The 24,891-nt window shown below is 73.6% G+C and carries 22 protein-coding genes and 2 pseudogenes; 12 read left to right on the forward strand and 12 right to left on the reverse strand.

The annotated features are described in order from the left end of the window. Positions 1–280 (reverse strand): annotated as a pseudogene (locus ABT263_RS29615) (hypothetical protein); the annotation flags it as partial. Then, positions 277–1,515 (reverse strand): aminotransferase class I/II-fold pyridoxal phosphate-dependent enzyme, encoded by a 1,239-nt coding sequence (locus ABT263_RS29620; protein ID WP_352294988.1) that lies wholly within the window; start codon positions 1,513–1,515, stop codon positions 277–279. The gene ABT263_RS29620 and the pseudogene ABT263_RS29615, both read right to left, overlap by 4 nt. A gap of 603 nt (positions 1,516–2,118) precedes the next feature. Here ABT263_RS29620 and ABT263_RS29625 point away from each other — a divergent pair. Together ABT263_RS29625 and ABT263_RS29630 are read left to right on the forward strand one after the other, a co-directional pair. Next, positions 2,119–2,649, forward strand: a complete 531-nt coding sequence (locus tag ABT263_RS29625) for a TetR/AcrR family transcriptional regulator (RefSeq protein WP_329488841.1) — start codon at positions 2,119–2,121, stop codon at positions 2,647–2,649. 28 nt (positions 2,650–2,677) lie between these two features. Continuing rightward, positions 2,678–3,010, forward strand: a complete 333-nt coding sequence (locus ABT263_RS29630) for a DMT family transporter (RefSeq protein WP_442906829.1) — start codon at positions 2,678–2,680, stop codon at positions 3,008–3,010. A 49-nt stretch (positions 3,011–3,059) separates the two neighbouring features. Here the strand turns inward: ABT263_RS29630 and ABT263_RS29635 are convergent, their stop codons facing one another. Together ABT263_RS29635 and ABT263_RS29640 are read right to left on the reverse strand one after the other, a co-directional pair. Further along, positions 3,060–4,115: a hypothetical protein gene (locus ABT263_RS29635; protein ID WP_352294990.1), complete on the reverse strand. Its 1,056-nt coding sequence runs from the start codon at positions 4,113–4,115 to the stop codon at positions 3,060–3,062. Between the two features lie 243 nt (positions 4,116–4,358). Beyond that, the gene (locus ABT263_RS29640; protein ID WP_352294992.1) at positions 4,359–6,518 is read right to left on the reverse strand and encodes a protease pro-enzyme activation domain-containing protein; all 2,160 of its coding nucleotides are present in this window, start codon (positions 6,516–6,518) and stop codon (positions 4,359–4,361) included. Positions 6,519–6,780: 262 nt separating this feature from the next. Here ABT263_RS29640 and ABT263_RS29645 point away from each other — a divergent pair, with 262 nt between their 5' ends. Continuing rightward, the gene (locus tag ABT263_RS29645; protein ID WP_352294994.1) at positions 6,781–7,347 is read left to right on the forward strand and encodes a CGNR zinc finger domain-containing protein; all 567 of its coding nucleotides are present in this window, start codon (positions 6,781–6,783) and stop codon (positions 7,345–7,347) included. 41 nt (positions 7,348–7,388) lie between these two features. On the opposite strand, the gene ABT263_RS29650 is transcribed toward ABT263_RS29645, so the two are convergent. The 3 genes from ABT263_RS29650 to ABT263_RS29660 all read right to left on the reverse strand — a co-directional run bounded on the left by ABT263_RS29650 (position 7,389) and on the right by ABT263_RS29660 (position 12,187). Further along, on the reverse strand, positions 7,389–8,918 hold the full coding sequence (locus ABT263_RS29650) for an FAD-dependent monooxygenase (RefSeq protein ID WP_352294996.1): 1,530 nt from the start codon (positions 8,916–8,918) through the stop codon (positions 7,389–7,391). 150 nt (positions 8,919–9,068) lie between these two features. Beyond that, a complete protein-coding gene (gene paaN / locus ABT263_RS29655; RefSeq protein WP_352294998.1) occupies positions 9,069–10,769 on the reverse strand; it encodes a phenylacetic acid degradation protein PaaN in 1,701 nt (566 codons plus the stop codon). Positions 10,770–10,918: 149 nt separating this feature from the next. Continuing rightward, positions 10,919–12,187, reverse strand: coding sequence for a putative hexosyltransferase (locus tag ABT263_RS29660; RefSeq protein WP_352295000.1), 1,269 nt, complete (start codon positions 12,185–12,187; stop codon positions 10,919–10,921). 126 nt (positions 12,188–12,313) lie between these two features. Here ABT263_RS29660 and ABT263_RS29665 point away from each other — a divergent pair, with 126 nt between their 5' ends. Continuing rightward, the gene (locus ABT263_RS29665; protein ID WP_329488849.1) at positions 12,314–12,898 is read left to right on the forward strand and encodes a TetR/AcrR family transcriptional regulator; all 585 of its coding nucleotides are present in this window, start codon (positions 12,314–12,316) and stop codon (positions 12,896–12,898) included. A 488-nt stretch (positions 12,899–13,386) separates the two neighbouring features. Here the strand turns inward: ABT263_RS29665 and ABT263_RS29670 are convergent, their stop codons facing one another. Beyond that, complete coding sequence (locus ABT263_RS29670; RefSeq protein ID WP_329488850.1) at positions 13,387–13,848, reverse strand: Lrp/AsnC family transcriptional regulator; 462 nt, start codon at positions 13,846–13,848, stop codon at positions 13,387–13,389. A gap of 148 nt (positions 13,849–13,996) precedes the next feature. On the opposite strand from ABT263_RS29670, the gene pdhA reads away from it, so the two are divergent. From pdhA to ABT263_RS29690, 4 genes are all read left to right on the forward strand, one after another. Beyond that, the gene (gene pdhA, locus ABT263_RS29675) at positions 13,997–15,139 is read left to right on the forward strand and encodes a pyruvate dehydrogenase (acetyl-transferring) E1 component subunit alpha (protein WP_352295002.1); all 1,143 of its coding nucleotides are present in this window, start codon (positions 13,997–13,999) and stop codon (positions 15,137–15,139) included. 83 nt (positions 15,140–15,222) lie between these two features. Then, positions 15,223–16,185, forward strand: a complete 963-nt coding sequence (locus tag ABT263_RS29680) for an alpha-ketoacid dehydrogenase subunit beta (protein ID WP_329492182.1) — start codon at positions 15,223–15,225, stop codon at positions 16,183–16,185. 5 nt (positions 16,186–16,190) lie between these two features. Beyond that, the gene (locus ABT263_RS29685; protein WP_352295043.1) at positions 16,191–17,525 is read left to right on the forward strand and encodes a dihydrolipoamide acetyltransferase family protein; all 1,335 of its coding nucleotides are present in this window, start codon (positions 16,191–16,193) and stop codon (positions 17,523–17,525) included. 223 nt (positions 17,526–17,748) lie between these two features. Continuing rightward, positions 17,749–19,377 (forward strand): globin domain-containing protein, encoded by a 1,629-nt coding sequence (locus tag ABT263_RS29690; RefSeq protein ID WP_352295004.1) that lies wholly within the window; start codon positions 17,749–17,751, stop codon positions 19,375–19,377. Between the two features lie 71 nt (positions 19,378–19,448). Here ABT263_RS29690 and ABT263_RS29695 read toward each other — a convergent pair whose 3' ends face one another. Further along, a complete protein-coding gene (locus tag ABT263_RS29695) occupies positions 19,449–19,976 on the reverse strand; it encodes an NUDIX domain-containing protein (protein WP_329488853.1) in 528 nt (175 codons plus the stop codon). A 291-nt stretch (positions 19,977–20,267) separates the two neighbouring features. Here ABT263_RS29695 and ABT263_RS29700 point away from each other — a divergent pair, with 291 nt between their 5' ends. Next, positions 20,268–20,687: an SsgA family sporulation/cell division regulator gene (locus ABT263_RS29700; protein ID WP_352295006.1), complete on the forward strand. Its 420-nt coding sequence runs from the start codon at positions 20,268–20,270 to the stop codon at positions 20,685–20,687. 103 nt (positions 20,688–20,790) lie between these two features. Here ABT263_RS29700 and ABT263_RS29705 read toward each other — a convergent pair whose 3' ends face one another. After that, positions 20,791–21,168, reverse strand: a complete 378-nt coding sequence (locus ABT263_RS29705; RefSeq protein ID WP_329488855.1) for a phage holin family protein — start codon at positions 21,166–21,168, stop codon at positions 20,791–20,793. A 105-nt stretch (positions 21,169–21,273) separates the two neighbouring features. On the opposite strand from ABT263_RS29705, the gene ABT263_RS29710 reads away from it, so the two are divergent. The 3 genes from ABT263_RS29710 (at position 21,274) to ABT263_RS29720 (ending at position 22,735) form a co-directional block, all read left to right on the forward strand. After that, a complete protein-coding gene (locus ABT263_RS29710; protein WP_329488856.1) occupies positions 21,274–21,591 on the forward strand; it encodes a cupin domain-containing protein in 318 nt (105 codons plus the stop codon). Positions 21,592–21,628: 37 nt separating this feature from the next. Further along, positions 21,629–22,297: a thiaminase II gene (gene tenA, locus ABT263_RS29715; RefSeq protein WP_352295008.1), complete on the forward strand. Its 669-nt coding sequence runs from the start codon at positions 21,629–21,631 to the stop codon at positions 22,295–22,297. A 237-nt stretch (positions 22,298–22,534) separates the two neighbouring features. Further along, complete coding sequence (locus tag ABT263_RS29720; RefSeq protein ID WP_329488858.1) at positions 22,535–22,735, forward strand: DUF5326 family protein; 201 nt, start codon at positions 22,535–22,537, stop codon at positions 22,733–22,735. Between the two features lie 164 nt (positions 22,736–22,899). On the opposite strand, the pseudogene ABT263_RS29725 reads toward ABT263_RS29720, so the two are convergent. Together ABT263_RS29725 and ABT263_RS29730 are read right to left on the reverse strand one after the other, a co-directional pair. Continuing rightward, positions 22,900–23,208, reverse strand: a pseudogene (locus tag ABT263_RS29725) (NAD-dependent epimerase/dehydratase family protein); the annotation flags it as partial. Between the two features lie 143 nt (positions 23,209–23,351). Next, complete coding sequence (locus ABT263_RS29730) at positions 23,352–24,869, reverse strand: SPFH domain-containing protein (protein WP_352295010.1); 1,518 nt, start codon at positions 24,867–24,869, stop codon at positions 23,352–23,354. Positions 24,870–24,891: the final 22 nt, after the last annotated feature.

Consider the following 24,891-nt stretch of genomic DNA (forward strand, 5'->3'; position numbering starts at 1 on the left):
GGTGGGGCGGGCCCGGCGGCAGGGCGGCCGCGGTCCGGCGCCGCGGCAGGGCGGCCGTCAGGGTGAGCGCGGCGCCGATCGCGGCGGCGGCGCACCAGGGCCAGTCGGGCGCGCCGCCGCCGGCCGGGGGCAGGCCGGCGCCGAGGACGGCACCGGCCGCGCCGCCGGCCAGCGCGGCGATCGTCGGGGGACCGGGCGCCAGGGGCGCCCCGGGGCCGGCCGGCGGGCCGCCCGGTGCGCCCGCCCGGCTGCCCCGTGCGGGGTCCGGCGTCCGGTTCACGGCCGGGCGGCGGACGAGTCGGCGAGCTCCGCGAGCTCGGCCAGCTCGTCGGTGGCGTCCGGCTCGCCGTCGCGCAGGAACATGGCCGTCTCGTCGCTGAGCGCGTCCAGCACCCGGTTCAGGTGCTCGGTGGTGTGGGTGGCCATCAGGCTGAGCCGCAGTCGGGGCGAGGCGGCCGGCGGCACCACCGGGTTGGTGTAGACGCCCTTGTCGATGAGCCGGCGCCAGAGCAGCAGGGTGTCGACGACCCCGCGGGTGCGCAGCGGGATCACCGGGGTGCTGCTCTCGCCCGGGCTGATGCCGAGGGAGAGCAGGCCGGCCCGCAGGTGGTCGGCGTTCTGCTGGGCCCGCTCGGGGCGCCAGGGCTCCTCGCGCAGGATGCGTAGCGCGGTCAGCGCGGCGGCCATGCTGGCCGGGGTCGCGGAGGCGCTGAAGATCAGGCTGCGGGCGTGGTGCTTGATGTAGTGGATGACGTCGTCGTCGCCGACGACGGCTCCGCCGAGCGAGGCCAGGGACTTGCTGAAGGTGACCGTGATGAGGTCGACCCGGTCGGTGAGGCCGAAGTGGGAGCAGGTGCCCCGGCCCTGGTCGAGGACGCCGAGGCCGTGCGCGTCGTCGACGATCAGCCGGGCCCCGTGGCGCTCGCAGACCTCGACGATCTCCGGCAGGGCGCAGAGGTCGCCCTCCATCGAGTAGACGCCGTCGACCACGACCAGCTTGCCGGCCTGGGCCGGGACGGCGGCCAGGCCGCGGTCCAGCGCGCGGGCGTCGTTGTGCCGGAAGCGCCGGTGCTTGGCGCCGCTGAGCAGGCAGCCGTCGACGATGGAGGCGTGCGCGTCGCGGTCGGCGAAGACGACGTCGCCGCGGCCGGCCAGGGCGCTGATCGTGCCGAGGTTGGCCTGGTAGCCCGTGGAGAGCACGGCCGCCGCGGGCTTGCCGTAGAAGTCGGCGAGTTCGCTCTCCAACTGGTCGTGCAGGTCGAGGTTCCCGTTGAGGAAGCGGGATCCGGTGCAGGACGGGCCGTACCGGTCGAGCGCGTCGGCGGCCGCCTTTCTGACCCGGGGATCGGAGGTCAGACCCAGATAGTTGTTGGAGCCGCACATCACCAGCTCGCGGTCACCCAGGGTGACCGTGGTGCCTTCGTGGCCGGTGAGCGGGAGGAAGTAGGGATAGATCCCCGCCGCCATGGCATCCCGGGCAGCACGGTAGTCGGATACCTTGGAGAAAATGTCCACCAGATTCCCTCGAATTCGATGATCGGCGTATTCGACGCATCGGTTCACGCGAATTTTGACCCTGGTTTGAACGGAATACCCGCCGCTTGGGCATGGCCGGGCCGGCCGCATCGGACGGGGCCGTGCGGAAGCCTGCCCCGGGGCGGTGCGCGTCGTTGCGCAGCGGCCCCGGGCGTGGTCGTCGAAGCACGACCGGGCATGGCGGATGAGCCGACGGTGTGTTGACGCGGCGCGAACAGCCGACTCCTCAGCCTTGTTGACGTGTTGTCAGCTAGTGCTCGTGGGCTGCCGGCCTGTGCGGACATCGTCGAATCCGTATGTCTCGCATGATCCCCCGTGGATGTCGAACAGCGTTCCCCCTGGCGCGGAGAAAATCCCGGCGCCGCTTCTTCGATCATCGTGCGCATGAATCTTGAGGTGGCCGGGCGGCGACCCCTGGGATCTCGCCTGTTTTCAGCCGAGGAAACGTAAGCACGCTCCATTCCGGGCTGTCAACACCCGTCTCTTTCGGGCCACTTGGAATTACCGGCGAGTCACATCGGTTCTGCTAGGGTGGGCGCCGACCGTCTGGACGGTCCGTGACACGGAGAGAGGGACGGAACGGTGCGTGATCATCTGCTCGACGCTGTCGAGCGGCTGCTGGTGCGGGGAGGTCTGGACGCGGTGCGGCTGGACGCGGTGGCCGTCGAGGCCGGCGTCAGCAAGGGCGGGCTGCTGCACCACTTCCCCAACAAGCGGGCGCTCGTCCAGGGGGTCGTCGAGCGGCTGGCGGACCGGTTCGAGGCCGTACTGCCCGGGCCGCAGGCGCCTCCCGGCGCCTTCGCGCTCGCCTGGTTGGAGGCGAGCATCCCGGAGGAGTCACCGGCCGGGGACACCAGCGGGGCGGACCAGGTGCCGGTGGCGCTGCTCGCCGCGGCCGGCGGTCCGGAACTGCTCGACGTGCTGCGGTCCCGCTACGAGCGCTGGCAGCGGCGGCTCGTCGAGGACGGCCTGGACCCGGCCGTGGCCACCCTCGTGCGGATGGCCGTGGACGGCTGGTGGTCGGCCCGCCTGCTCGACCTCAGCCCGCCGCACGACGGGCTGCACCGTGAGTTGCGCAAGCTGCTGGTCGACCTCGCCGGCGGCAGAAGCTAGGTCATCCGAAACGAGACGGGGGACGGACATGACGGCGTACCTGCTGGTGGGAGCGGCCATCGCGGCCGAGGTGACGGCGACACTGGCCCTGCGGGCCTCGCACGGACTGACCAGGCTCGCGCCCAGCGTGGTGGTCGCTATCGGCTACGTCGCCGCGTTCGTGCTGCTGGCCCAGGCGCTGAAGTCGTTGAACGTGGGCCCGGTGTACGCCGTCTGGTCCGGGCTCGGCACGGTCGGGGCGCTGGTCGGCGGCGCGGTCGTGTTCGGCGAGCCGGTCAAACCGGCCTCGCTGATCGGGGCCGTGCTGGTGGTCGGCGGGGTCGCGGTGATGTACCTCGGCGGCGGGCTGAGCCACGAGTGAGCGCTTGACGCGGGGCGCCGCCCGGCGCCCCGCCGCGGGGTGCGCCCCGCTACTCCCACTCCCAGCGGATGCCGACGTGGCCGGGCTGCTGGTCGGGGGCGAGCACGTGGGCGCTGGCCGAGGCACCGATCCACAGCTGCTCGCGGCGGCGGTCGACGTCCTCGCCCGGAGCGCGGTCGTAGCGCTCGCAGTGGACGGGCACGGCCGCCGGGTCGAAGTGCACCTGGAGCACGTACTCGCGCACCGGGATGGCGAACCGGCGGCTGTACTCCATGGTCGGGCCGCCGGGCGGGATCTCCACCTCGTACTCGAAGACGGTGCTGTCCCCGTGGCCGAGCGGGCGGTCCAGCATCAGCTCGCCGACCACCAGGCCGGCCTTCGGCCTGCGGCGGACCCGGCCGAGGCGGCCGTGCCGGACCGAGGTGATCTCGGGGCAGCCGGTGGCCTCCTCGTCGGCCTTGTGCACCACCAGGCAGCGGCCGACGCCGCCGACGGTGGCGCGGACCACCTGGCGCATCCGCAGCAGGTTGCCGCGGCGCTCGGCGTCGACGTAGTACGAGTCGTGGATGGAGAGCCGCTCCAGCTCGCCGACCGGCGGCGCGTCCAGCTCGGCGAAGACCTCGGCGATCTGCTGCTCGCCCGGCCAGACGTCCTCCAGCCGCAGGTGCGCGGTGTTGGCGGCGGCGGCCCAGCGGCCCCGCGGGCGCGGCGGGCCGAGCAGGGCGGAGAGGGTGGAGTGCGGCAGGCCGAGCAGTTCCTCCAGCAGGTGGACGGCGCGCAGCGAACTGGCCCGCTCGGGCTGGCTGCGGCCGCGCCGCCAGTAACTCAGCGTGGTCACGCTGACCCTGACCCCGCGTTGGGCGAGAGCGGCGCGGATCCGGTCGAGGCTCAGGCCGCTGGCCTCGATGGCCAGGTGCAGGGTGTCGGCGAAGCCCCCGGCGGGGGCGGGCCGGCCGGCGCCCGGGGCGGCGGCGGGTGTGGTGGCGGTGGTGGCGGTCGCGGCGGTGGTGACGGTCGTGGCGGGGGGCACGGCGGCGGGTGCGGGCGCGCCGGGGCGCGGTCCGACCAGCCGGAGCCGGGCGTCCTGGGGGTGTTGTGAGCCCATGCGGTTACCTTCCCCAGCAAGCGGGTTCGGCGCGGTCGGTCCGGCGCCGGAGGGCGCCGTGAACGGCTTCACCGAGCTGTGGGGAACCCTATGCACGGTCGAGAGGCTACGTCATCAGTCGTGCGTATGACAGTGGTCACGAGGGGTGGGCCACAGGGTTATCGATCTTGAAACAGAACGGAAACACGCAGTCGGGGCGGTCCCGGTGCGGACCGCCCCGACGGCGTGGGGTCGCGGAGGTGATCAGGAGACGCTGAGCGCGGCGTCGTCGATCACGAAGCTGGTCATGAGCGAGGCGTCCTCGGTGCCGGTGAACTTGACCGACACCGTCTGGCCCGCGAAGGCCGACAGGTCGAAGGACTTCTGGACGAAGCCGGTGGCCGCGTTGGCGTTGGACAGGGTCGCCAGCGTGGTCGAGCCGGCCTGGACGGTCAGCTTGTCGTACGCGGTGGAGCCGGACTCGGCGGTGTCGACGTGCACCCAGAAGGAGAGCGTGGCCTTGCAGCCGGCCGGGATCGACACGGTCTGCGCCAGGGTGTCGGTGTGGGCGCTGCCGTAGCCGTCCAGCCAGGCCTTCCAGGAGCCGGCGTGCGCGGCCTCGCCGGAGGCGTTGTCGACGACGCCGGTGGACGCCGTCCACGGCGCGGCGGTGCCGGTCTCGAAGCCGCCGTTGCCGATCAGCTGGGCCGCGGTGCAGCCGCCGGTGGGCGGCGTGGTGGTGCCGCCGAGCAGCGCCGCGTCCAGGGCGTCGGCGATCGGGCTGCCCCAGCCGGTGACCTGGTCGTAGCCGGCCTTGGTGGAGAAGTCCTGGTTCTTGCCGGTGGTCACGTCGTGGAACGTGGTGCCGTAGCCGCTGCCGTTGGCGACGGCGTACAGCCGCGGGCTGGCCTCACCGAGGACGGGCTGCCCGGCCGCCTTGGCCTTCTGGTTGAACTGCGCCGCGTAGCCGGACCAGAGCGGGGCGGCCGCGCTGGTGCCGCCGTAGACCTGCCAGCCGCCGGCGGTGTAGATGGCGAAGCCGCTGGCCGGGTCGGCGTTGGAGGAGACGTCCGGGACGGTGCGCATGGTGCCGCTCACCCCGGTGCCGGTCTGCCAGCTCGGCTTGGCGAAGACGGTGGAGACGCCGCCGCCGGCGGTGCTCCAGGCGCTCTCGGAGGAGTAGGCGCTGCCGGAGACCTTGAGGTTGGTCCCGCCGACGCCGGTCTGGTGCGGGCTGGACGCGGGGAAGTCGACCGCCTTGACGGAGGAGCCGCTGGTGGAGCGGGTGCAGTCGCGCGAGCCGTCGTCGCCGGAGGCCGAGAAGATCGAGATGCCCTGGGCGGCGGCCTGCTTGAAGGAGTTGTCGACCGCCGTCATGGAGGAGGCGGTGGTGTCGGGCTCGCAGGAGCCCCAGGAGATGGAGATGACCGAGACCCGGTTGTCCGCGACGATCTTGGCGGCCATGTCGATCTCGCCCTGGTCGCTGTTGGGGGCCTCGTAGACCAGCTGGGTCGCCTTGGGGGCGACGCCGCGCACGATCTCGCTGTCCAGCTCGACCTCGCCCTGGCCCTCGCCGGGGGAGGAGTCGTAGTTGGCGCCGTCCACCGACACGGTGGAGACGGCCGGGCCGGTGAGCCCGTACTGGCTGTCGTAGGTCTTCAGGTTGGTGGAGCTGTAGCCGTCGAACTCCCAGAGCGCGACGCTGACGCCGGTGCCGTCGGCGCCGGTCTTGTTCAGGTTGTACGCGCCGTCGTACTGGCTCGGGCCGAAGCCGCTGGGGGCGGCGGTGACCGCGTTCGGTGCGGCCGGCGTGGACGGCTTCACGTTGCGGGTGGTGCGGACGGTGTGGTTGTTCAGGCCGGATATGCCCTGCACCACGCCGGCGAGGTCGGCCGGCACGGAGGCCGCCGCGTCGTTGGCGAAGAAGGTGCGCTGCTGCTGCGGGTCCAGGTAGGCGCTCTCGTGGGTGCCGAAGGCCTTGGCGATCTGCTCGGCGGTGCCGTGGGCGTCGACCACCTGGCGGTTGTCGCTGACGGCGGAGACGGTCAGGCCCTGGGCGGTCAGGTAGCCGCGGACCTGGTCGACGGCGGCCTGGGTCGGGCCGAACCGGTCGGTGAACTGCTGCGGCGTCAGGTGGGTGCCGAACTCGGGGGCGCCGGGGGTGGCGATCGCGGCGAGGAAGCGGTCCAGCTCGGCGGTGTCGCGCAGCTTCAGGCTGACCGCGACGGAGAGCTGCTGCTCGGCGGGGACGTCGCCCTTCTTCTCGGAACGGGCCACCGCGGGGGTGACGGTGTTCGGCAGCGAGACGCGCGGCGCGGCGGCGTTGGGGGCCGGGGCGGCCTGCGCGGCGGTCACGCCGAGCGAGACCGCGGACAGCGGCAGGACGGCGAGTGCCGCGACGAGGGCGAGGGAGCGAGGGCGCACGGAATCCTCCTCTGGCCGGCATGTGGGGGCCGGCAGGGGCCAGGGCGTCTCTGGGGTGAAACGCTGGCTAGAACATGACAGAGCGGTTCCGGGAATTGGCTTATGGTCAAGCAATTCGTTGCTAAAGAACAGTCAACTGTGGAGAACGGAATGGAGGCGTCTTCATACAGTTAACGGCCGGAATTCACGCTCCGGACGGCCCCGATTCGGCGGCCGCGGGCGACGTAGAATCGGGTACCGGGCGAGACCGAGGGAGTATCCGATGACCGACCGGACGGCAGACCCGCGCGACCCCCGCCCGCTGACCGGCGAGCCGCTCGCGCTCGACCTGCTCAACACGCGGTGGGCGGGCAGCCCGGTGCACGACCTGCTGGACCGGCCGGACGGCTTCGGGGTCTGGCTCTCCTCCGCCGGGCTGGCGGACCGCTGCCAGGCCGACGACGCGGGGCTCGTGGCGCTGCGGCAGGCCCGGGAGGCGCTCGCCGCGGCGGTCCGGGACCTGGACGCCCGGGGTGAGGTGACGGCGCCCGCGGCGGCCGGTCTGAACGAGGTGCTGCGACACGGGCGGCTGCGGCGCGAGCTCGGTCCGGCGGGGCCGGCGGCGCACGTCGAGGTGGACGGGCCGCAGTGGCTGGCGGCCTGGCTGGCGGTCGACGACTTCCTCGACCTGCTCGCCCGGGGCGCCCTCCGGATCAAGAAATGTGCCCACGAGGCCTGCATTCTGCACTTCTTCGACACATCGCAGAACGGCCGCCGGCGGTGGTGCTCGATGGCGGTGTGCGGAAACCGCGCGAAAGCGGCCCGGCATTACGAGAAGGCGCGCGCCTAGGGTCGGCGGCGGGGGCGGTGAACCGCCCCCGCACGCGGTCCTCAGCTCTGGTCGGGGGCGCCGAGCCACTGGGTCAGCGCGGCGCGGACCTCGCCCTGGCCCGGGTCGACGGCGGCCCAGGCGGCGTAGCCGTCGGGGCGGACCAGCAGCACGGTGTCACGCAGCTTGCCGTGCGGGTCGGCCGGCGCGACGGTCTGCAGCCGGCCCGCCCACGGCTCGGCGGCGGGCAGCTGGTCATTGCTGACCAGCACGAACGTACCCGCGCGCAGTGCCTCGTAGAGCCGCTCGGGCGCGGCCGGCCCGTCCTCCCGGGCCTCCTCCAGGGCGGTCAGCCGCAGGTCCGGCACGCGCCGGCCGGCCAGCGGGTGGGCGTCCTTCGGCGCCGCGTAGCGGATGCCGATCCCGGACACCGTCCGGGCGCCGCGCTCGGCGACCACGTCCAGGTGGTCGGCCAGCGTGGTGAGGGCGCCGCGCAGCACCCTGGTGGGCGCGGACTGGGCGAGGGCGAGCCGGATCAGCGCGCCGGAGGTGCGCAGCACCGACTTGCCGACCGGGTGCCGCTCGGTCTGGTAGGTGTCCAGCAGGGCGTCGGTGGCGTGGCCGCGGACGGCGGCGACGAGCTTCCAGGAGAGGTTGGCGGCGTCCTGGAGGCCGGTGTTCATGCCCTGGCCGCCGGCCGGGGAGTGGCAGTGCGCGGCGTCGCCGGCCAGGAAGACCCGGCCGGAGCGGTAGTTCGGCACCTGCCGCTCGTCGCTGTGGAAGGTGGAGCTCCACCGGGCGTCGTGCAGCCCGTAGTCCTCGCCGAGGGCGGTGCGGGTCATCTCGGCGATCCGCTCCAGCGAGGGCGGGGCGCCGTCCGCGTGCTGCTCGGCGCGGTCCCAGGCGATGACCCGGTACCAGCCGTCGCCGAACGGCGCGAGGAAGGCGAAGCCGCCCTCGCCGGCGCCGACGGTCAGCAACTCGTCGGGCGCGCGGTCCAGCCGGACGTCGGCCAGGACGACGGAGTTGACCACCGACTCGCCGGGGAAGGGGATGCCGAGCAGGTCGCGGACGGTGGAGTGGACGCCGTCGGTGCCGACCACGTAGGCGGCCCGGTGGGTCTCGGTGGTGCCGTCCGCGGGCGCCTCCCCGCCGCGGGCGCGGGGGCGGGTCTCGACCGTGACGCCCTCGGCGTCCTGCCGCAGCCCGACCACCTCGGCGCCGCGCAGGAGGGTCGCGCCGGCCTTCAGCGCGCGCTCCTGGAGGAGGCGTTCGGTGTGGTACTGCGGGGTGATCAGGACGAACGGGAAGCGGCTCGGCAGAGCGGCGAGGTCGACCCGGAGCCGATCGAAGAGCCGCAGAGAGCTGAGCGGGCGGCCGGTGGCGATCAGGTCGTCGGCCAGGCCCCGGGCGTCCAGCAGCTCCAGGCTGCGGGCGTGCACCGCGAAGGCCCGGGTGAGGTTGGACTCGGTGTCGCGCTTCTCCAGGACGGTGACCCGGATCCCGGCGGTGGCGAGGTCCCCGGCCAGCAGCAGGCCGGTCGGTCCGGCCCCGACGATCAGGACGTCGGTGACGGTCTGCTTCGCGGTCATGTGTCAGCTCCCGGTGCTCGGACGGAGGTTGGACGCCGGTCCGGGCGCCCTCCCGGCCTCCATCATCGCTGGCGCGGGCGGGGCTGTGAATTCCCGCGGGACGGAACCGGGCCCCGGCGTGGCACCGCCGGGGCCCGGAACCGGATCGGCTCAGCTGTGGCGGCGGATCTCCACGGTGCGGAACCGGTTGGCGACGAAGGCGCCGTCGCAGTAGGCGGCGTTGGCGGCCGGGTTGGCGCCGGTGCCGTGCAGGTCGGAGAAGGCGGCGGTCTGGTTGGCGTACACGCCGCCGGTGAGGTTGAGCGAGAGCGAGACGCCGGAGTCGAGCGCGGCCTCGACCAGCGCGGCCTCGACCTCGGGCGAGGTGGTGTAGCCGGAGGCGGTCATCGCGCCCTGGGTCCGGACGGTGTCGCGCAGCAGCTCGACCGCGGCGGCGGTGGACTCCACCGCGACGGCGAAGGAGACCGGGCCGAAGCACTCGTCGCGCAGGACCGCGCGGTCGTCCGGCTTGTCGGCGTCCAGCTTGACCAGCGCGGGGGTGCGGATTGTCGCGGCGGGGAACTCCGTGGAGGTCACCACCCGCGGGGCGAGGGCGAGTTCGCCGTACTCGCCGCCGGCCGCGGCCACCGAGCGCTGCAGCACACCGGGGTTGACCACGGCGCCGAGCACGGCCGTGGCGCGGGCGTCGTCGGAGAGCAGGCCCTCGATCGCGCCGGCGAGGTCGGTGACCACCTCGTCGTAGGACTTGGCGCCCTGGTCGGTGTCGATGCCGGTGCGCGGGATCAGCAGGTTCTGCGGGGTGGTGCACATCTGGCCGCTGTAGAGCGAGAGCGAGAAGGCCAGGTTGCCCAGCATGCCCCGGTAGTCGTCGGTGGAGTCGACGACCACGGTGTTCACGCCGGCCTTCTCGGTGTACACCTCGGCCTGGCGCGCGTTCTCCTCCAGCCAGTCGCCGAAGGCGGTCGAGCCGGTGTAGTCGATCAGCTTGACCTCGGGGCGGACGGCGAGCGTCTGGGCGACGGTGCCGCCCTCGTGCTCGGCGGCCAGGCAGACCAGGTTCGGGTCGAAGCCGGCCTCGGCGAGCACCTCGCGGGCGGTCCGCACGGTCAGCGCGAGCGGCAGCACGGCGCGCGGGTGCGGCTTGACCAGCACCGGGTTGCCGGTGGCCAGCGAGGCGAACAGGCCGGGGTAGCCGTTCCAGGTGGGGAAGGTGTTGCAGCCGATCAGCAGCGCGAGGCCGCGCGGGACGGCGGTGAACTCCTTGGTCATCACCAGCGGGTCGCGCTTGCCCTGCGGCTTGGTCCAGCCGGCGCTGGCGGGCAGCCGGGTCTGCTCGGCGTAGGCGTAGGTGACCGCCTCCAGACCGCGGTCCTGGGCGTGCGGGCCGCCGGCCTGGAAGGCCATGCCGTAGGCCTGGCCGGTGGTGTGCATCACCGCGTGCGCGAACTCGTGCGAGCGCGCGTTGATCCGGGCCAGGATCTCCAGGCAGACGGCGGCCCGGGTGAGCGGGGTCGCGGCGGCCCAGCCGGGCCGGGCCGCGAGCAGCGCGGCGATCAGCGTGTCCGCGTCGGCGTGCGGGTAGCCGATGCCCATCTCGACGCCGTACGGGGACGCCTCGCCGCCGATCAGGTCGCCGTCGGCCGGGTGGCCGTCGAGGGCGAACGGGAGGTTCAGCAGCGCCTCGAAGGCGGCCTTGCCGTCCGCGGCGCCGCTCTCGCCGTAGGCCTTCGGGAACTCGGGGTAGGGCGACCAGTAGTCGCGGGACGCGGCGGCGGCGAGCGCGGCGTCCAGGGTGGCCTGGTGGCGTTCGACCAGCTCGGCGACGAGGGGGTGGGTGACCGCTGCGGACATGGTGTGCGCTCCTCAGAGGGGAGGACGGGACACGTCACAGAGTAACCGAACGATCGGTCGGCTCAAGAGGGTGTGCGGATCGGATCCGGAGAACGCCCCGGGAGCGCGTCCGCAGCGGACGCGCCCCCGGGGCGGAGCGGGGTACCGGTCTACGGGATGCCGAGCTCGAAGATGACGTACCCGGCGTACCAGCCGGAGGCGATCGCGCCGGTGCCGAGCACCGTCGCCAGCACCGGCCAGCTCAGCCTGCGCATGGCCACCGCCAGGGCGATCAGCAGCGGGAAGGCCGGGAGCAGGTAGCGCGAGGTGTTGCCGAAGATCCCCAGGCTGCCCAGCACCGAGACGATGGTGGCCAGCGTGTAGGCGGTCAGCACCAGCGGCGGACGCAGCCGGACCAGCAGCACGATCAGCACCGGCAGGGTCAGCACGATCAGGGTGGCCAGCAGGTCGGTCACCGGCCAGGCGAACGGGTAGTCCGAACGGCCCAGCAGGACGCCGCGGATCGCCTCGAAGGTGCCGTGACCGAAGTCGAAGTAGTGCAGCCAGGCGTCGTGCTGGAGCTTGAAGTAGCCGCCCCACTCGCCCGTCCGCCAGCCCACCCAGCCGACGTAGCCGAGCAGGCCGAGCGGGGCCAGCAGCATCGCGGCCACCGGGCGGGCGACGCCGCTCCCCCGCCGGTACAGCTCGACCAGCGCGGCCAGGCCGACGGCGCCGATCAGGGCCGCCGAGGTCGGCCGGTTGAGGCCGGCGACCAGCGTGATCACACCGGCGGCGATCCACTGCCTGGTCATCACGCAGTAGCAGGCCCAGGACGCCAGCGCGACGAACAGCGAGTCGGAGTAGAGCGCCCACTCGGCGCCGGAGCCCGGGGCGATCGCCCAGAGCCCGGCCGCGATCACGCCCGCGCGCGGGCCGGCCAGCTGGTCCACCACCGCGTAGATCCCGGCCGCCGCGAACAGCGAGGCCACCACCGAGACCAGCATCCCGGCGCCGTACAGGCCGAGCCCGGTGCCGTCCGAGACCAGCCGCATCAGCCCCGGGTAGAGCGGGAAGAAGGCGGCCGAGTTCTGCTCGACGGTGAAGCCGGGGAGGCCGCCCGGGACGGGGACCAGCGCGGGGTGGTAGCCGAACTGGGCGATCTGCTGGTACCACCAGCCGTCCCAGCTGGCCAGCACGTCCCAGGGGTTCGCGCCGCCGCCGAACCGCGGGTGCTTCTTGACGTAGTCGCCCGAGAAGGAGAGCAGCTTCATGAAGACGGTGAAGCCGACCAGCTTGAGCACCGCGTAGCACCACACGGCCGGCCCGAAGCGCAGGACCAGGGCGCGGCCGCGCTCGCGCCAGTCGGCCCGCGCCGCGTCCCCCGGCTCCTCGCTGCGCTGCTCGGGCACGTCGGAGGCGACTGCCGGTATTGCGCTCATGAGACTGGACCCCACCCTGCTGGCCGTGGACGCTGGTCCGCAGATTCTAGGCCGTCGGCCGCGCTGTTGGTGCGGACCAATGGACCCGGGCGCATCGGGCGCAGCGGGGCCGGGGATACTCGGAGGATGGCCGATCACACCACGCGTACCGCCTACACCGTGGAGTCGCTGCTCGCGGTGACCGTCGACGTCTTCAACGAGCGCGGCTACGACGGCACCTCGATGGAGGACCTCTCCCGGGCGGCCGGGATCTCCAAGTCCTCGATCTACCACCACGTCCGCGGCAAGGAGGAGCTGCTCCGGCTGGCCGTCGGGCGGGCCCTGGACGGGCTCTTCGGCATCCTCGCCGAACCGGGCGCGGTCGAGGGCCCCGCGGTGGAGCGGCTGGAGCACGTGGTGCGGCGCACCGCGGAGGTGCTGCTCACCGAGCTGCCGTACGTCACCCTGCTGCTGCGGGTGCGGGGCAACACCGTGACCGAGCAGTGGGCGCTGGAGCGCCGCCGGGACTTCGACCACCAGGTGGCCGAGCTGCTGAGGGCCGCCGTCGCGGACGGCTCGCTGCGGGCGGACGTCGAGCCGCGGCTGGCCACCCGGCTGCTCTTCGGCATGATCAACTCGATCGTGGAGTGGTACCGGCCCGGCGTGAAGGCGGCCGACGGCGTCGCGGACGCGGTGGTCCACCTGGCCTTCGACGGCCTCCGCGCCCGGTAGCACCGGGAGGGGCCGGGGCCGGAAGGTACCGCGCCAAAGGGCCACCCACCCGTCCCGAAAGGGCACCCGGCTCGGGCCCTCATCGGGCCCGGGGACGCTCCACCGGTCCCCCAACGGTCACCCCGCCCCGGCACTACCCGTACCCAGGGGACGCTCCGCCGGGCTCCCAAGGGTCACCCCGGCCCGGCACTACCTGGGCCCCGGGGCCGCTCCGCCGGGCTCCCAGCCGGCAGCCCGGCCCAGTGCGCCCCGAGCCAAAGGGGCGCGCCGGTGCCGAAAGGGAGGAGCGAGGACGCCCCGAGGAACGAGGGGCGTTGGAGCGACGACCGTCGGCGCCGGGTCGAAGCGCCCCGGCGGCGAGCGGGCGAGGACACTGAGCGACGACCGTCGGCGCCGGGTCGAAGCGCCCCGGCGGCGAGCGGGCGAGGACACTGAGCGACGATCGTCGGCGCCGGGTCGAAGCGCCCCGGCGGCGAGCGGGTGCCCGATCAAAGGGGCGGCACCTGGTCGGTCTCCTCGAAGACCAGCATGGTGCGGGTGCCGAGCACCTGGGGGATGGACTGGATGCTGCCCAGCACCAGTTCGCGCAGCGCGTGGTTGTCGGCGGTGTGCACCAGCAGCAGCACGTCGAAGTCTCCGCCCACCAGCGCGATGTGCGCGACGCCGGGCAGCTCCAGCAGCTGCTCGCGGACCGTCCGCCAGGAGTTCTGCACGATCTTCAGGGTGACGTAGGCGGATGCGCCCTGACCTGCCTTTTCGTGGTCCACGCGGGCGGTGAAGCCGCGAATGACGCCGTCCTCGACCATCCTGGATATCCGGGCGTACGCATTCGCCCGGGACACGTGCACCCGCTCGGCCACCGAGCGGATCGAGGCGCGACCGTCCTGCTGCAGCAGCCGCAGGATCGCCCGGTCGACACGGTCGAGTCTGGACGTCTGTTCAGCCGACATGACCCCCCACCCCCACGGATTGGACGCACTGCCACCAGTCGACCGCCACCCGGGCCGATTGTCCACCACCTTGTCACGCTTCTGGTCAAGATGAACAGACGACCGAACAATCGGTAGGGAGCCCCCGCTACCCCTGGAGGTGCCCGAGATGACCGTTCTCGATCACAGACACCACACGGCGGTGCCCGGTTGGCTGCCCGGGGCGACCGCCCCGCGCAGCGACCCGGCCCCGTTGCTTCCGGACGCCTCACCGGTCCGCGTGCTCGGCACCCCCGAGCTGGAGAAGTACGACCCCGCGCTGCTCCGCGAGCTGTACCGCCGCCTGGTGGTCGGCCGCCGCTACAACCAGCAGGCCACCACCCTCACCAAGCAGGGCCGGCTGGCCGTCTACCCGGCGTCCACCGGCCAGGAGGCCTGCCAGGTCGCCGCCGCGCTGGCGCTCGGCGAGCAGGACTGGCTCTTCCCGAGCTACCGCGACACCCTCGCGGTGGTCTCCCGCGGCGTCGACCCGCTGGAGGCGCTGACCCTGCTGCGCGGCAACGCCCACACCGGCTACGACCCGCTGGCCACCCGGACGGCGCCGCTCTGCACCCCGCTGGCCACCCAGGCCCCGCACGCCGTCGGCCTCGCGCACGCCGCCCGGCTCGGCGGCGACCCGGTGGTCGCGCTGGCGCTGCTCGGCGACGGCGGCACCAGCGAGGGCGACTTCCACGAGGCGCTGAACTTCGCCGCGGTGCTGAACGCCCCGGTGGTCTTCCTGGTCCAGAACAACGGGTACGCGATCTCCGTGCCGCTCACCGCGCAGTCCGCCGCGCCGACGCTCGCCCACAAGGCGGTCGGCTACGGGATGCCGGGCCGGCTGGTGGACGGCAACGACGCGCCCGCCGTGCACAGCGTGCTGACCGAGGCGGTCGAGCGGGCCCGGACCGGTGGCGGCCCGACCCTGGTCGAGGCGCTCACCTACCGCGTCGAGGCGCACACCAACGCCGACGACGCCACCCGCTACCGGGACGACACCGAGGTGGCGGCCTGGCGGGAGCACGACCCGGTCCTGCTGATGGAGCGGCACCTGCGCCGGATCGGCCTGCTGGACGACGCCCTGGTGCAGGAGTCGGCCGACGAGGCGGAGGCTCTGGCGGCCCGGATGCGGGCCGAGTTCCACGCCGACGCCGAGCTGGACCCGATGGCGCTGTTCGCCCATGTGTACGCCGAGCCGACCCCGCAACTGCGGGAGCAGGCAGCCCAGTTGTCCGCCGAGCTGGCCGCCGAGGCCGAGGTGCAGCACCCATGAGCAACACCGCCCAACCGTCGCCCGCCGCCACCCTCGGCCGGCCCGCCGCGCGACCCGCCCCGGCCGGTCCGCGCACCGCCACCATGGCGCAGGCGCTCAACTCCGCGCTGCGGGACGCCCTGCGCGCGGACCCGGCCGTGCACGTGCTCGGCGAGGACGTCGGCGCGCTCGGCGGCGTCTTCCGGATCACCGACGGCCTGACCGCCGAGTTCGGCGCCGACCGCTGCCTGGACACCCCGCTGGCCGAGGCCGGCATCCTCGGCACCGCGATCGGCATGGCGATGTACGGGCTGCGCCCGGTGGTCGAGATGCAGTTCGACGCCTTCGCCTACCCGGCGCTGGAGCAGCTGTTCTCGCACGTCGCCAAGATGCGCAACCGCACGGCCGGGCGGCTGCCGCTGCCGATCACCGTGCGCATCCCGTACGGCGGCGGCATCGGCGGGGTCGAGCACCACAGCGACGCCTCCGAGGCCTACTACACCAGCACTCCCGGGCTGCACGTGGTCACCCCGGCGACGGTGGCGGACGCCTACGGGCTGCTGCGGGCCTCGATCGCCTCGGACGACCCGGTGGTCTTCCTGGAGCCCAAGCGGCTCTACTGGGGCAAGGCGGAGTTCGACCCGGCGGCGCCGGTCGAGCCGATCGGACGGGCCGTCCTGCGGCGGACCGGGACGTCGGCGGTGCTGATCACCTACGGCCCCTCGCTGCCGGTCTGCCTGGAGGCGGCCGAGGCGGCCAAGGCCGAGGGCTGGGACCTCGCGGTGCTCGATCTGCGCACCCTGGTCCCGTTCGACGACGAGACGGTCTGCCGGGTGGTGCGCTCGCTCGGCCGGGCCGTGGTGGTGCACGAGGCGACCGGCTTCGGCGGCACCGGTGCGGAGATCGCCGCCCGGGTGACCGAGCGCTGCTTCCACCACCTGGCGGCCCCGGTGCTGCGGGTCACCGGCTTCGACATCCCGTACCCGCCGCCGATGCTGGAGCACCACCACCTCCCCGGGGTGGACCGGATCCTGGACGCGGTCGCCCGGCTGCAGTGGGAGGCCTGAGGATGATGCCGGTCGTACGCGAGTTCACGCTGCCCGACCTCGGTGAGGGGCTCACCGGGGCGGAGGTGGTGCGCTGGATGGTCGAGGTCGGTGAGGTGATCGCCGTGGACCAGCCGGTGGTGGAGGTGGAGACCGCCAAGGCGGTGGTCGAGGTGCCCTGCCCGTACGGCGGGGTGGTCACCGCCCGGTACGGCGAGCCGGGCGAGGAGGTGGCGGTCGGGGCGCCGCTGGTGACGGTCGCGGTGTCGCCCGCCGTGGGCGCGCCGTCCCCGTCCGCCGAGGTGGAGCGTCCGCTGGTCGGGTACGGGGTCGCGGAGCCGGACAAGGGCGGCCGTCGCCGCCGGGTCGGGGCTCCGGCCACCGCTGCGGCGCCTGTTCCGGCGGCTGCTCCGACGGCCGTCGCCGCGCCGGTGGCCGTGGTGGCGCCCGCCGCTCCGCCGGCCGTGGCCGTCGCGCCGGTGGTGGTGCCGGTGATCTCGCCGCTGGTCCGGCGGTCGGCCCGGGAGCACGGGATCGATCTGGCGGCTCTGACCGGCAGCGGGCCGGACGGTCTGATCATGCGCGCGGACGTCGAACGGGCGATCGCGGCGCTGGCCCCCGGCGGTGCGCCGGCGGCGGTGCCGGTGTCCAACGGGGCGACCGCGCCGGCCGGGGCCGAGGTGGTGCCGCTGCGCGGTCTGCGCAGGACGGTGGCCGAGAAGCTCACCCGCAGCCACCGGGAGATCCCGGCGGCGACCTGCTGGGTCGACGTGGACGCCACCGAACTGATGGCGCTGCGAAGGCAGTTGAATGCCACCCCCGGTTCGAAGGTGAGCGTGCTGGCGCTGCTCGCCCGGATCTGCACGGTGGCGCTGGCCCGCTTCCCCGAACTCAACTCCAGTGTCACCGAGGACGGTTCGGGCATCCTCCGGCACTCCGCGGTGCACCTGGGCTTCGCCGCCCAGGGCGAGCGGGGCCTGGTCGTTCCGGTGGTGCGCGACGCCCAGCGGCTGAGCACCGAGCAACTCGGCGCCGAACTGGCGCGGTTGACCGAGTCGGCTCGGACCGGGGCGCTCACCCCGGCCGAGCTCACGGGTGGGACCTTCACCCTGAACAACTACGGGGTGTTCGGGGTGGACGGCTCCACCCCGATCCTCAACCACCCCGAGGCGGCGATGCTCGGGGTGGGCCGGATCGTCGCCAAACCCTGGGTTCACCAGGGCGAGTTGGCGGTGCGCGAGGTGACCCAGCTGTCCTTCACCTTCGACCACCGGGTCTGCGACGGCGGTACCGCGGGCGGCTTCCTGCGGTTCGTCGCGGACTGCGTCGAGCAACCGGGCATGCTGCTGCGGCAGTTGTGACCGGCGTCCGGGCGGTCGCCTTGGGTGGCTGCCCGGACACCCAGGGCGACCGCAGATCGAGCGAGAGTAGCGCGTACGGGGGGCGGGTGTCCGGCCTTCGCGCGATTTGTCGGATGAGCACTTCGGGCGTGCCACGCTGCCTAGGCGTCAGCAGGAACAAGCCAGGTGGTGGCACAGGCCGGCCGGAGGCGAAACGATTCTCTTGGGTACTCGAAACGTTGCGGTGAAGTCACGCAGAACTCTCCTGGTCCGCACCGGACACGGCTCGGCGGGAGCCGCGGCCGTCCCGGGGATGCCGGACTCCGGTCCGGAGCCGGCCCCGGACACCGTGCCGACCGCGGCGGCGCACGCCCCGGCGGCCGTCCCGCCGATGCCGCTGGACCCGCCGGACCTCCCGCCGGTCTCCGCCGCCCCGGCGCCGGTGGCTCCGCTGGTCCTGGCCCCCGCCGCGGCGCCGCGGGTGGCGATCCCCGACCCCCCGGCCCGGCCGCCCGCGGTCCCGGCGCCGTCGACGCCCGCCGGGCCGCCGGTGCCCGCCATCGAGCCGCTGTTCACCCGGGCCCCCGGCCTCAACTGGACCGCCGTGGGCGGCGATCCCGCCCGGCCGCCGGTCGCCCCCGCGACCGGCGGGGCGACCGCACCCGAGCCGGTGCCCGCCGCCGTGTCCGGCCCCGGGTCCGCCGCCGCGCAGCAGCCGCCCACCGCCCGGGACATCGAGCTGATCCGGGCCAGCCTGGCCGTGGTCGAGCCGGTCGCCGACCGGGCCACCGCGCACTTCTACGCGCTGATCTTCCTGCACCATCCCGAGGTCCGCGCGCTCTTCCCGGCCGCCATGGACGTCCAGCGCGACCGGCTCTTCCGCGCGCTGCTGATGGCCGCCCGCAGTGCCGGCGACCCGGAGGGCCTGCGCGGCTACCTGAGCGCCCTGGGGCGCGGCCACCGCCGGTACGGCACCCTGACCGGTCACTACGGCCCGGTGGGGGAGTGCCTGGTGGCGGCGCTGGCCCGGTACTCGGGCAGCCGCTGGGACGCCGAGACCGAGCTGGCCTGGCGGCGGGTCTACCGGCTGGTCTCCTCGATCATGATCGAGGCCGCCGAGGACGACGCCCGCACCTCGCCGCCCTGGTGGCAGGCCGAGGTGGTCGGGCACGAGCTGCGCACCCCGGACGTCGCGGTGCTCACCCTCCGCCCCGACCAGGCCTATCCGTACCGGGCCGGGCAGTACACCAGCCTGGAGACGCCCTGGTGGCCGCGGGTCTGGCGGTACTTCTCGTTCGCCTCCGCGCCCCGGCCGGACGGTCTGCTGACCCTCCACGTCAAGGCCGTCCAGGCGGGCTGGGTGAGCAACGCGCTGGTGCACCGGGCCGCACCGGGCTCGGTGCTGCGGCTGGGCCCGGCGGCGGGCACGATGACCGTCGACCACACGTCCGGGGCGGACCTGCTCTGCCTCGGCGGCGGCACCGGGATCGCCCCGATCAAGGCGCTGGTGGAGGAGGTGGCCGAGTACGGCGCGGCGGGCCGCGCGGTGGACGTCTTCTACGGGGCCCGGCGGGCCGCCGAACTCTACGAGCTGGCGGCGCTGCGCGGGCTGGCCGAGCGCCACCGCTGGCTGTCGGTGCACCCGGTGCTGTCCGGGCCGGGGCCGCAGGCCGGTGGTCCGGTGCCGGGCGGCGGGCTGCTCACCGGTGAACTGCCCGAGGTGGTCGGCCGGTTCGGACCGTGGGCGGACCGGGAGGCCTTTCTGGGCGGGCCGGCCGCGATGGTGCGGCGCGGCGCCGGGGTGCTGCTGCGGGCCGGGGTGGCGCCCGAGCGGATCCGGCACGACCTGGTCGGCGATCTGGCGGCGGGCTGAGCCGGGAGCCGGACCGCCCGGCTCCTGCTCCGGCTCCTGCCCTGGGCCCCGGGCCCCGGGCCCTGGGCTCTTCAGTCGAAGTCGGGGGCGAGCAGGGCCCGGACGCCCTCGATGTTGGCCGCCAGGTACGCCCGCAGGCTGGGCGGGACGACGTTGACCGAGGTGACGCCCTCCCGGGTGAAGGGCACCCGGACCACCTCGTACTCGCCGTTGGGCTCGTCCACCTCCGGCCCGTGCCGGCGGTCGAGGTCCATCGAGGCGAGCCGGCAGACGAAGAAGTGCTGGACCTTGACCCCGTGTGGGTGGAGCAGCGTGCCGTCGTCGTGGTGGGTGTGGCTGATGGTGTCGACGAAGGCGGGGACGAGGTCCACGACCTTGCCGCCGAGCTCCTCGTCCACCTCACGGTGCAGGGCGTCGGTGACCGTGCGGTCCTCGCTCTCGACCCCGCCGCCGGGGGTGATCCAGTACGGGTGCGGGGAGCCGGGCCGGGTGCGTTTGATCAGCACGATCGAGGCCGGTCCGTGGGGATCGGCCGGGTCCAGCTCCAGCAGGATCGCCCGCGCGGTGCGTTTGACGACGGGTCGGGGCGGGGTGCGCATGGCCACCTCCGGGGCTGGAGCGTTGTGCGGGATTCTCCCGCACGCCGACCGGCCCGAAACTCGTACTGCCCGGGTGCGTCCGTTCGGGGCGTGCTCACAGCGCCGATGGATCTTTGATAGCCAAGCGGGGCGTTCACCTGATCTTCAAAATATCGAGCTGATCTCCATTGATACCTTCAATCCAAAGGAATTTGCCGATCGAACGGTCGGAGAGTGATTGCAGCCGCGCCCGGCCTGTGCTGCGATGAGCGACCAGCCATCCGGCCGGGCAGAACGAGAGGTACTGGCGCCATGCAGCACAGCACAGTCCAGGGCCACCTGGTGATGAGCCTCGTGGTCTCCACCGAGCTCTCCTTCCGCCTCGTGGTCGAGCTGGAGTACGACCCCGCCGACCCGTTCGCGGTCCGCCTCACCTTCCACCTGCCCGGCGACGCCCCGGTCACCTGGGTCTTCGCCCGGGAGCTGCTGTTCGACGGGGTCGACCGGCCGACGGGCGAGGGCGACGTGCACGTCCACCCGGTCGGCGAGGAGCTCTCGGAGGTCTGCGTCCTGCTGCGCTCCCCCGAAGGACACGCCCGGTTGCGCGCCTGCGCGGCGCCGCTGACCGCCTTCCTCGCGCGGACCGACCGGCTGGTGCCGAGGGGCCGGGAGCTGACCGGCGGGGAGATCGACGCGCAGCTCGCCGACATCCTCGGAGCCTGTGAGCGGTGACCGGTCGCCCGCCGGCGACGGTGGCACGAAGGGGCCCGCCCCGGTGCGGAACCGGGTGCGGGCCCCTTTCGCGTGCCCGGGCACGCGGACGGCGGCGCGTCACTCAGTCGTCGTCGCCGAGCGCCAGGTTGAGGCCCCAGGAGACCAGGCTGATGATGAGCGCGCCGAACAGCGCCGCCCAGAAGCCGTCGACGTGGAAGTCCAGGTCGAGCTTGTCCGAGGCCCAGGAGGTCAGCCAGAGCATCAGGGCGTTGATGACGAAGGTGATCAGGCCCAGGGTGAGGATGAACAGCGGCAGCGAGAACAGCTTGACCACGGGCTTGATCAGCCAGTTGACCACGCCGAAGATCAGTGCGACGGCGATCACCGTCAGGGTCTTGCTCTGCCAGTCGTCGCCGGTCAGCGTGATCCCGGAGACGATCCAGGCGGCCACCCAGATGGCGGCCGCGTTGATAAGTGTCTTGATGACGAAACCCTTCATGGGGCCAGCGTCCCAGGCCGGTCGGGGCGGGGGAAGCGCCCGACCGGCATGTTTGGTGTTGAATGCCCCCTGGACCCGGGCCAAGGACGAGGAGGGGCACCCCCGATGAAGCTGTTCCGGCTGGACGAACTCGACGCCGAGCGCGCCGCCAACGACGGTGCCTATCTGCGCTTCCTGCGCGAGCCGCGGATGTCCGCCGGGCTCTACGCGCTCTCCCCCGGCGCCACCGACCCGCAGACCGCGCACGCCCAGGACGAGATCTACCAGGTGGTCAGCGGCCGGGCCGAGTTGACCGTCGGGAACGAGACCACCACGGTGGCCCGCGGCACCGTGGTCTACGTCCCGGCGGGAGTGCCGCACCGGTTCCACCACGTCACCGAGGAGCTGCGGGTCCTGGTGGTGTTCTCCCCGCCGGAGGACTGACGGCCGGGGCCCGCGGCGGTCCGGCTAGGGTCGGGGCATGAGCCTGAGCCTGACGGAAGAACTCTGGGCGGCGATCGAGCCGATCTACGCCGAGATCCTCGACCACCCCTTCATCGGCGGCCTCACCGACGGCACCCTGCCGCGCGAGGCGTTCCGCCACTTCGTCGTCCAGGACTCGCACTACCTGCGCGACTACGCCCGCGCGCTCGCCGTCTGCGCCGCCAAGGCGCCCGGCGAGGAGGACGTGCGGGCCTTCGCGGACGACGCGGTCGGCGCGCTGGCGGCCGAGCAGGGCATGCACGCGGAGTTCATGACGGCCTTCGGCGCCGACGCCGAACAGGCCGCCGCCGAGCCGGTGCTGCCCACCACCCGGGCCTACACCAGCTACCTGCTGGCCACGGTGTACGGCGGCTCCTTCGCGGAGGCGGTCGGCGCCGTGCTGCCCTGCTACTGGATCTACGCCCGGGTCGGTGACCGGCTGCTGGCCGAGGGCTCCCCCGACCCGCTGTACGCCAAGTGGATCGCCACCTACGGCGACGAGGCCTTCCAGTCCGTGGTGCGCCGCGTCCTCGCGCTGGCCGACCGGCTCGGCGAGGAGATCTCCCCGGCCGAACGCCGCCGGGTGGTGGAGCACTTCACCACCACCTCGCGGTACGAGTGGATGTTCTGGGACGCCGCCTGGCGCGGCGAGACCTGGCCGGTCTGAGACCCTCCGGGGCCGGCGTCCGGGCCGTTCCCCGAGCCGTTCCGGGGGCCTTCCCGGGTGCCCTTTCGGGCGCCCTCCCCCGGGTCTCCCCGGGGGCCGGAGTAGGGGTGATCTCCGGGTTCTCTCCGGGCCATCGGCCCTCGTTCCGACCCGTGCGTCACCGTACGATCGAAGTATCGAAGCAAGCGGGATGCGGCACCGGACGGCAGCCGGCCCGAGGGGAGAGAAGGAACGGACATGGCTGAGTTCTGGAAGTCGCTGCCCTCGTGGGTGCGCAACATCGTCGTTCCGGTGCTGGTGCTGATCCTGGCCTGGAACATCATCGGATTCGTCTTCGGCGTGGTGGGCGCGCTGCTGAGCCTGGTCATCAAGCTGCTGGTGGTGGTGGGGATCGCGGCCGCCGTGGTGATCCTGGTGAAGAAGGCCGCCAGGAGCTGAGCCGCCGGTCCCGGACGCCCGTACCCCCTCGGGGGTGCGGGCGTCAGTCGTCGGCGGACGCGCCCCGGGCGGCGGTTCTGCACGGCGGTCAGGCTGATCCGGACGTCGCCGCCGGGGAGCAGCAGCAGTCCGTGCCGCACCCGTGCCAGCAGTTGGGGCGCGAGGTGGGGATCGCCCGGCCCGTAGACGGCGCGTGGGCGAAGGACGACGGCGCCCGCCTCCAGCGCGAGCCGTTCGGCGGCCGCCTTGGTGCGCCCGTAGGCGTTGAGGTGACCGCCCTCGGTGGGGTGGTGCTCCATGATCCAGGAGCGGCCGATCCGGGGGTCGTAGACGCTGGCGCTGCTCACCTGGACCACCGGACGGCCGGCGGCGCGCAGCAGCCGGGCGGTACCGGTGACGTTCACGGCGTACTGCCCGGCCTCGCCTGCGGAGCCCCGGGGGAGGTCCGCGACGGCCGCGGCGCAGTGCACCACCAGAGGTCGGCGCCGGTCAGGTCGGGGTCGCCGGTGGTGGCGTCCCAGTGGACGTGGCGGCCGACCGGGCCGGCGCCGCCGCGCCCACCTGAGTACGGGTACTCAGGTGGGCGCGGGCTGCTACTCGACCGGGCCGGGAGCCGTCACTCCTCGACCGGGATCTGCTGGACGGGCACCACGACGGCCGCGCCGCCCGCGGCCGTCCCGGCCACCGCCGGTACGGCGGCTCCGCCCGGCGCCGCGGTGTCCGGCGCCGGGCCGGGCTGCCCCGGCCCGTGCAGGGTGGTGAGCAGCTGGCGGGCCAGGCCGAGGCCGGTCCCGCCCATGGTGAGCGCCTTGGCGAACAGCTCGCCCACCCCGTCGGCGCCGTTGAGCAGCACCATGTGTTCGACGTTGCCGAAGGACTGCGCGGCGGCCAGCACGATGTCCGGCCACTTCTCCGCCAACTCCTGTGCCACCACGGCGTCCTGGTTCTCGGCGAGGGCGGCGGCCCGGGCCTGGATGCCGGCGGCCTTGGCGAGCCCGATCGCCTTGGCGGCCTCCGCGTCCGCCAGCCCGCGGGCCTCGGTGGCCGCGGCCTCGGCCTGCCCGGTGGCCCTGGTCGCCTCGGCCTCGGCCAGGGCGCGCAGCCTGGTGGCGTCCGCCGCGGCCTGGGCCGCGATCCTGACCTGGCCGGCCTCGGCGGCCGCCTTCAGCTCGGTCTCCTGGGCCTGGGCCTGCGCCGCCGAGATCCGCGCGTCGCGGTCGGCGTCCGCCCGGGTGCGGGTCTCGTACGCCTTGGCGTCGGCCGGCTTGCGGACCTCGATCTGCAGCTGCTGCTCCTTGCGGCGCGACTCCAGTTCGGCGACCTTCGTCTCCTGGACGACGACCTCCTGCCGGGAGGCGGCCTCGGCGAGCGGCCCGGCCTGCTGGGCGCGGGCGTTGGCGGTGTCCCGTTCGGCCTGGTACGCGGACTGCTGGATGGCGCTGTTGCGGGTCGCCTCGGCCTTGCGGGCGGCGGCCTCCTGCTCCGCCTCGGTGGCCATCCGGTCGGCCGCGGCCTGGGCGATCCGGGCGTCCCGCTGGACGGCGGCGGCGTGCGGGATGGCGAGGTTCTTGATGTAGCCGGTCGGGTCGATGATCTCCTGGATCTGCAGGGTGTCGATGATCAGCCCGAGCTTCTCCATCTCCAGCCCGGAGGCGGCCCTGGTCTCCCCGGTGAGCCGCTCGCGGTCCCGGATCATGTCCTCGACGGTGAGCCCGCCGACGATCGAGCGCAGGTGGCCGGCGAAGACGTTGTGGACCCGCTGGCTGATCAGCTTCTGCTGGTCCAGGAATCGCCGGGCGGCATTGGCGATGGAGACGTCGTCGTCGCCGATCTTGAAGATCACCACGCCCTTGACCCGGACCGGGATGCCCTGCGTGGTGACGCATTCGACGTCCAGCTCGGCCTCGTTGAGGTCCAGCGAGAGCCGGCGGACGCCCTGCAGCCCCGGCGTGACGAAGGTCCCCCGCCCGGTGACGATCCGGAAGCCCAGGCCGTCCCCGACCCCCTCGGTCCGGTGCCGGGAGCCGGAGATGATCAGGGCCTCGTTGGGCTCGGCCACCCGCCACATGAGCTTGAAGAGCGTGACACCCACCAGCAGTACCCCGGCGGCGGTCCCGATGATGACGAACACCATGGTTCAACTCCCCCTTTCGGCG

The sequence above is a fragment of the Kitasatospora sp. NPDC001603 genome (genome assembly GCF_040298365.1).
Classification (GTDB): Bacteria; Actinomycetota; Actinomycetes; order Streptomycetales; family Streptomycetaceae; genus Kitasatospora.

Coding starts and splice junctions, on each gene's coding strand:
- paaN (WP_352294998.1), bottom strand. CDS start 10,769: ATGTCCGCAGCGGTCACCCACCCCCTCGTCGCCGAGCTGGTCGAACGC.
- ABT263_RS29645 (WP_352294994.1), top strand. CDS start 6,781: ATGACCGACCGGACGGCAGACCCGCGCGACCCCCGCCCGCTGACCGGC.
- ABT263_RS29635 (WP_352294990.1), bottom strand. CDS start 4,115: ATGGGCTCACAACACCCCCAGGACGCCCGGCTCCGGCTGGTCGGACCG.
- ABT263_RS29705 (WP_329488855.1), bottom strand. CDS start 21,168: ATGAAGGGTTTCGTCATCAAGACACTTATCAACGCGGCCGCCATCTGG.
- ABT263_RS29680 (WP_329492182.1), top strand. CDS start 15,223: ATGGCGCAGGCGCTCAACTCCGCGCTGCGGGACGCCCTGCGCGCGGAC.
- ABT263_RS29730 (WP_352295010.1), bottom strand. CDS start 24,869: ATGGTGTTCGTCATCATCGGGACCGCCGCCGGGGTACTGCTGGTGGGT.
- pdhA (WP_352295002.1), top strand. CDS start 13,997: ATGACCGTTCTCGATCACAGACACCACACGGCGGTGCCCGGTTGGCTG.
- ABT263_RS29710 (WP_329488856.1), top strand. CDS start 21,274: ATGAAGCTGTTCCGGCTGGACGAACTCGACGCCGAGCGCGCCGCCAAC.
- ABT263_RS29695 (WP_329488853.1), bottom strand. CDS start 19,976: ATGCGCACCCCGCCCCGACCCGTCGTCAAACGCACCGCGCGGGCGATC.
- ABT263_RS29665 (WP_329488849.1), top strand. CDS start 12,314: ATGGCCGATCACACCACGCGTACCGCCTACACCGTGGAGTCGCTGCTC.
- ABT263_RS29670 (WP_329488850.1), bottom strand. CDS start 13,848: ATGTCGGCTGAACAGACGTCCAGACTCGACCGTGTCGACCGGGCGATC.
- ABT263_RS29650 (WP_352294996.1), bottom strand. CDS start 8,918: ATGACCGCGAAGCAGACCGTCACCGACGTCCTGATCGTCGGGGCCGGA.
- ABT263_RS29720 (WP_329488858.1), top strand. CDS start 22,535: ATGGCTGAGTTCTGGAAGTCGCTGCCCTCGTGGGTGCGCAACATCGTC.
- ABT263_RS29685 (WP_352295043.1), top strand. CDS start 16,191: ATGCCGGTCGTACGCGAGTTCACGCTGCCCGACCTCGGTGAGGGGCTC.
- tenA (WP_352295008.1), top strand. CDS start 21,629: ATGAGCCTGAGCCTGACGGAAGAACTCTGGGCGGCGATCGAGCCGATC.
- ABT263_RS29700 (WP_352295006.1), top strand. CDS start 20,268: ATGCAGCACAGCACAGTCCAGGGCCACCTGGTGATGAGCCTCGTGGTC.
- ABT263_RS29630 (WP_442906829.1), top strand. CDS start 2,678: ATGACGGCGTACCTGCTGGTGGGAGCGGCCATCGCGGCCGAGGTGACG.
- ABT263_RS29660 (WP_352295000.1), bottom strand. CDS start 12,187: ATGAGCGCAATACCGGCAGTCGCCTCCGACGTGCCCGAGCAGCGCAGC.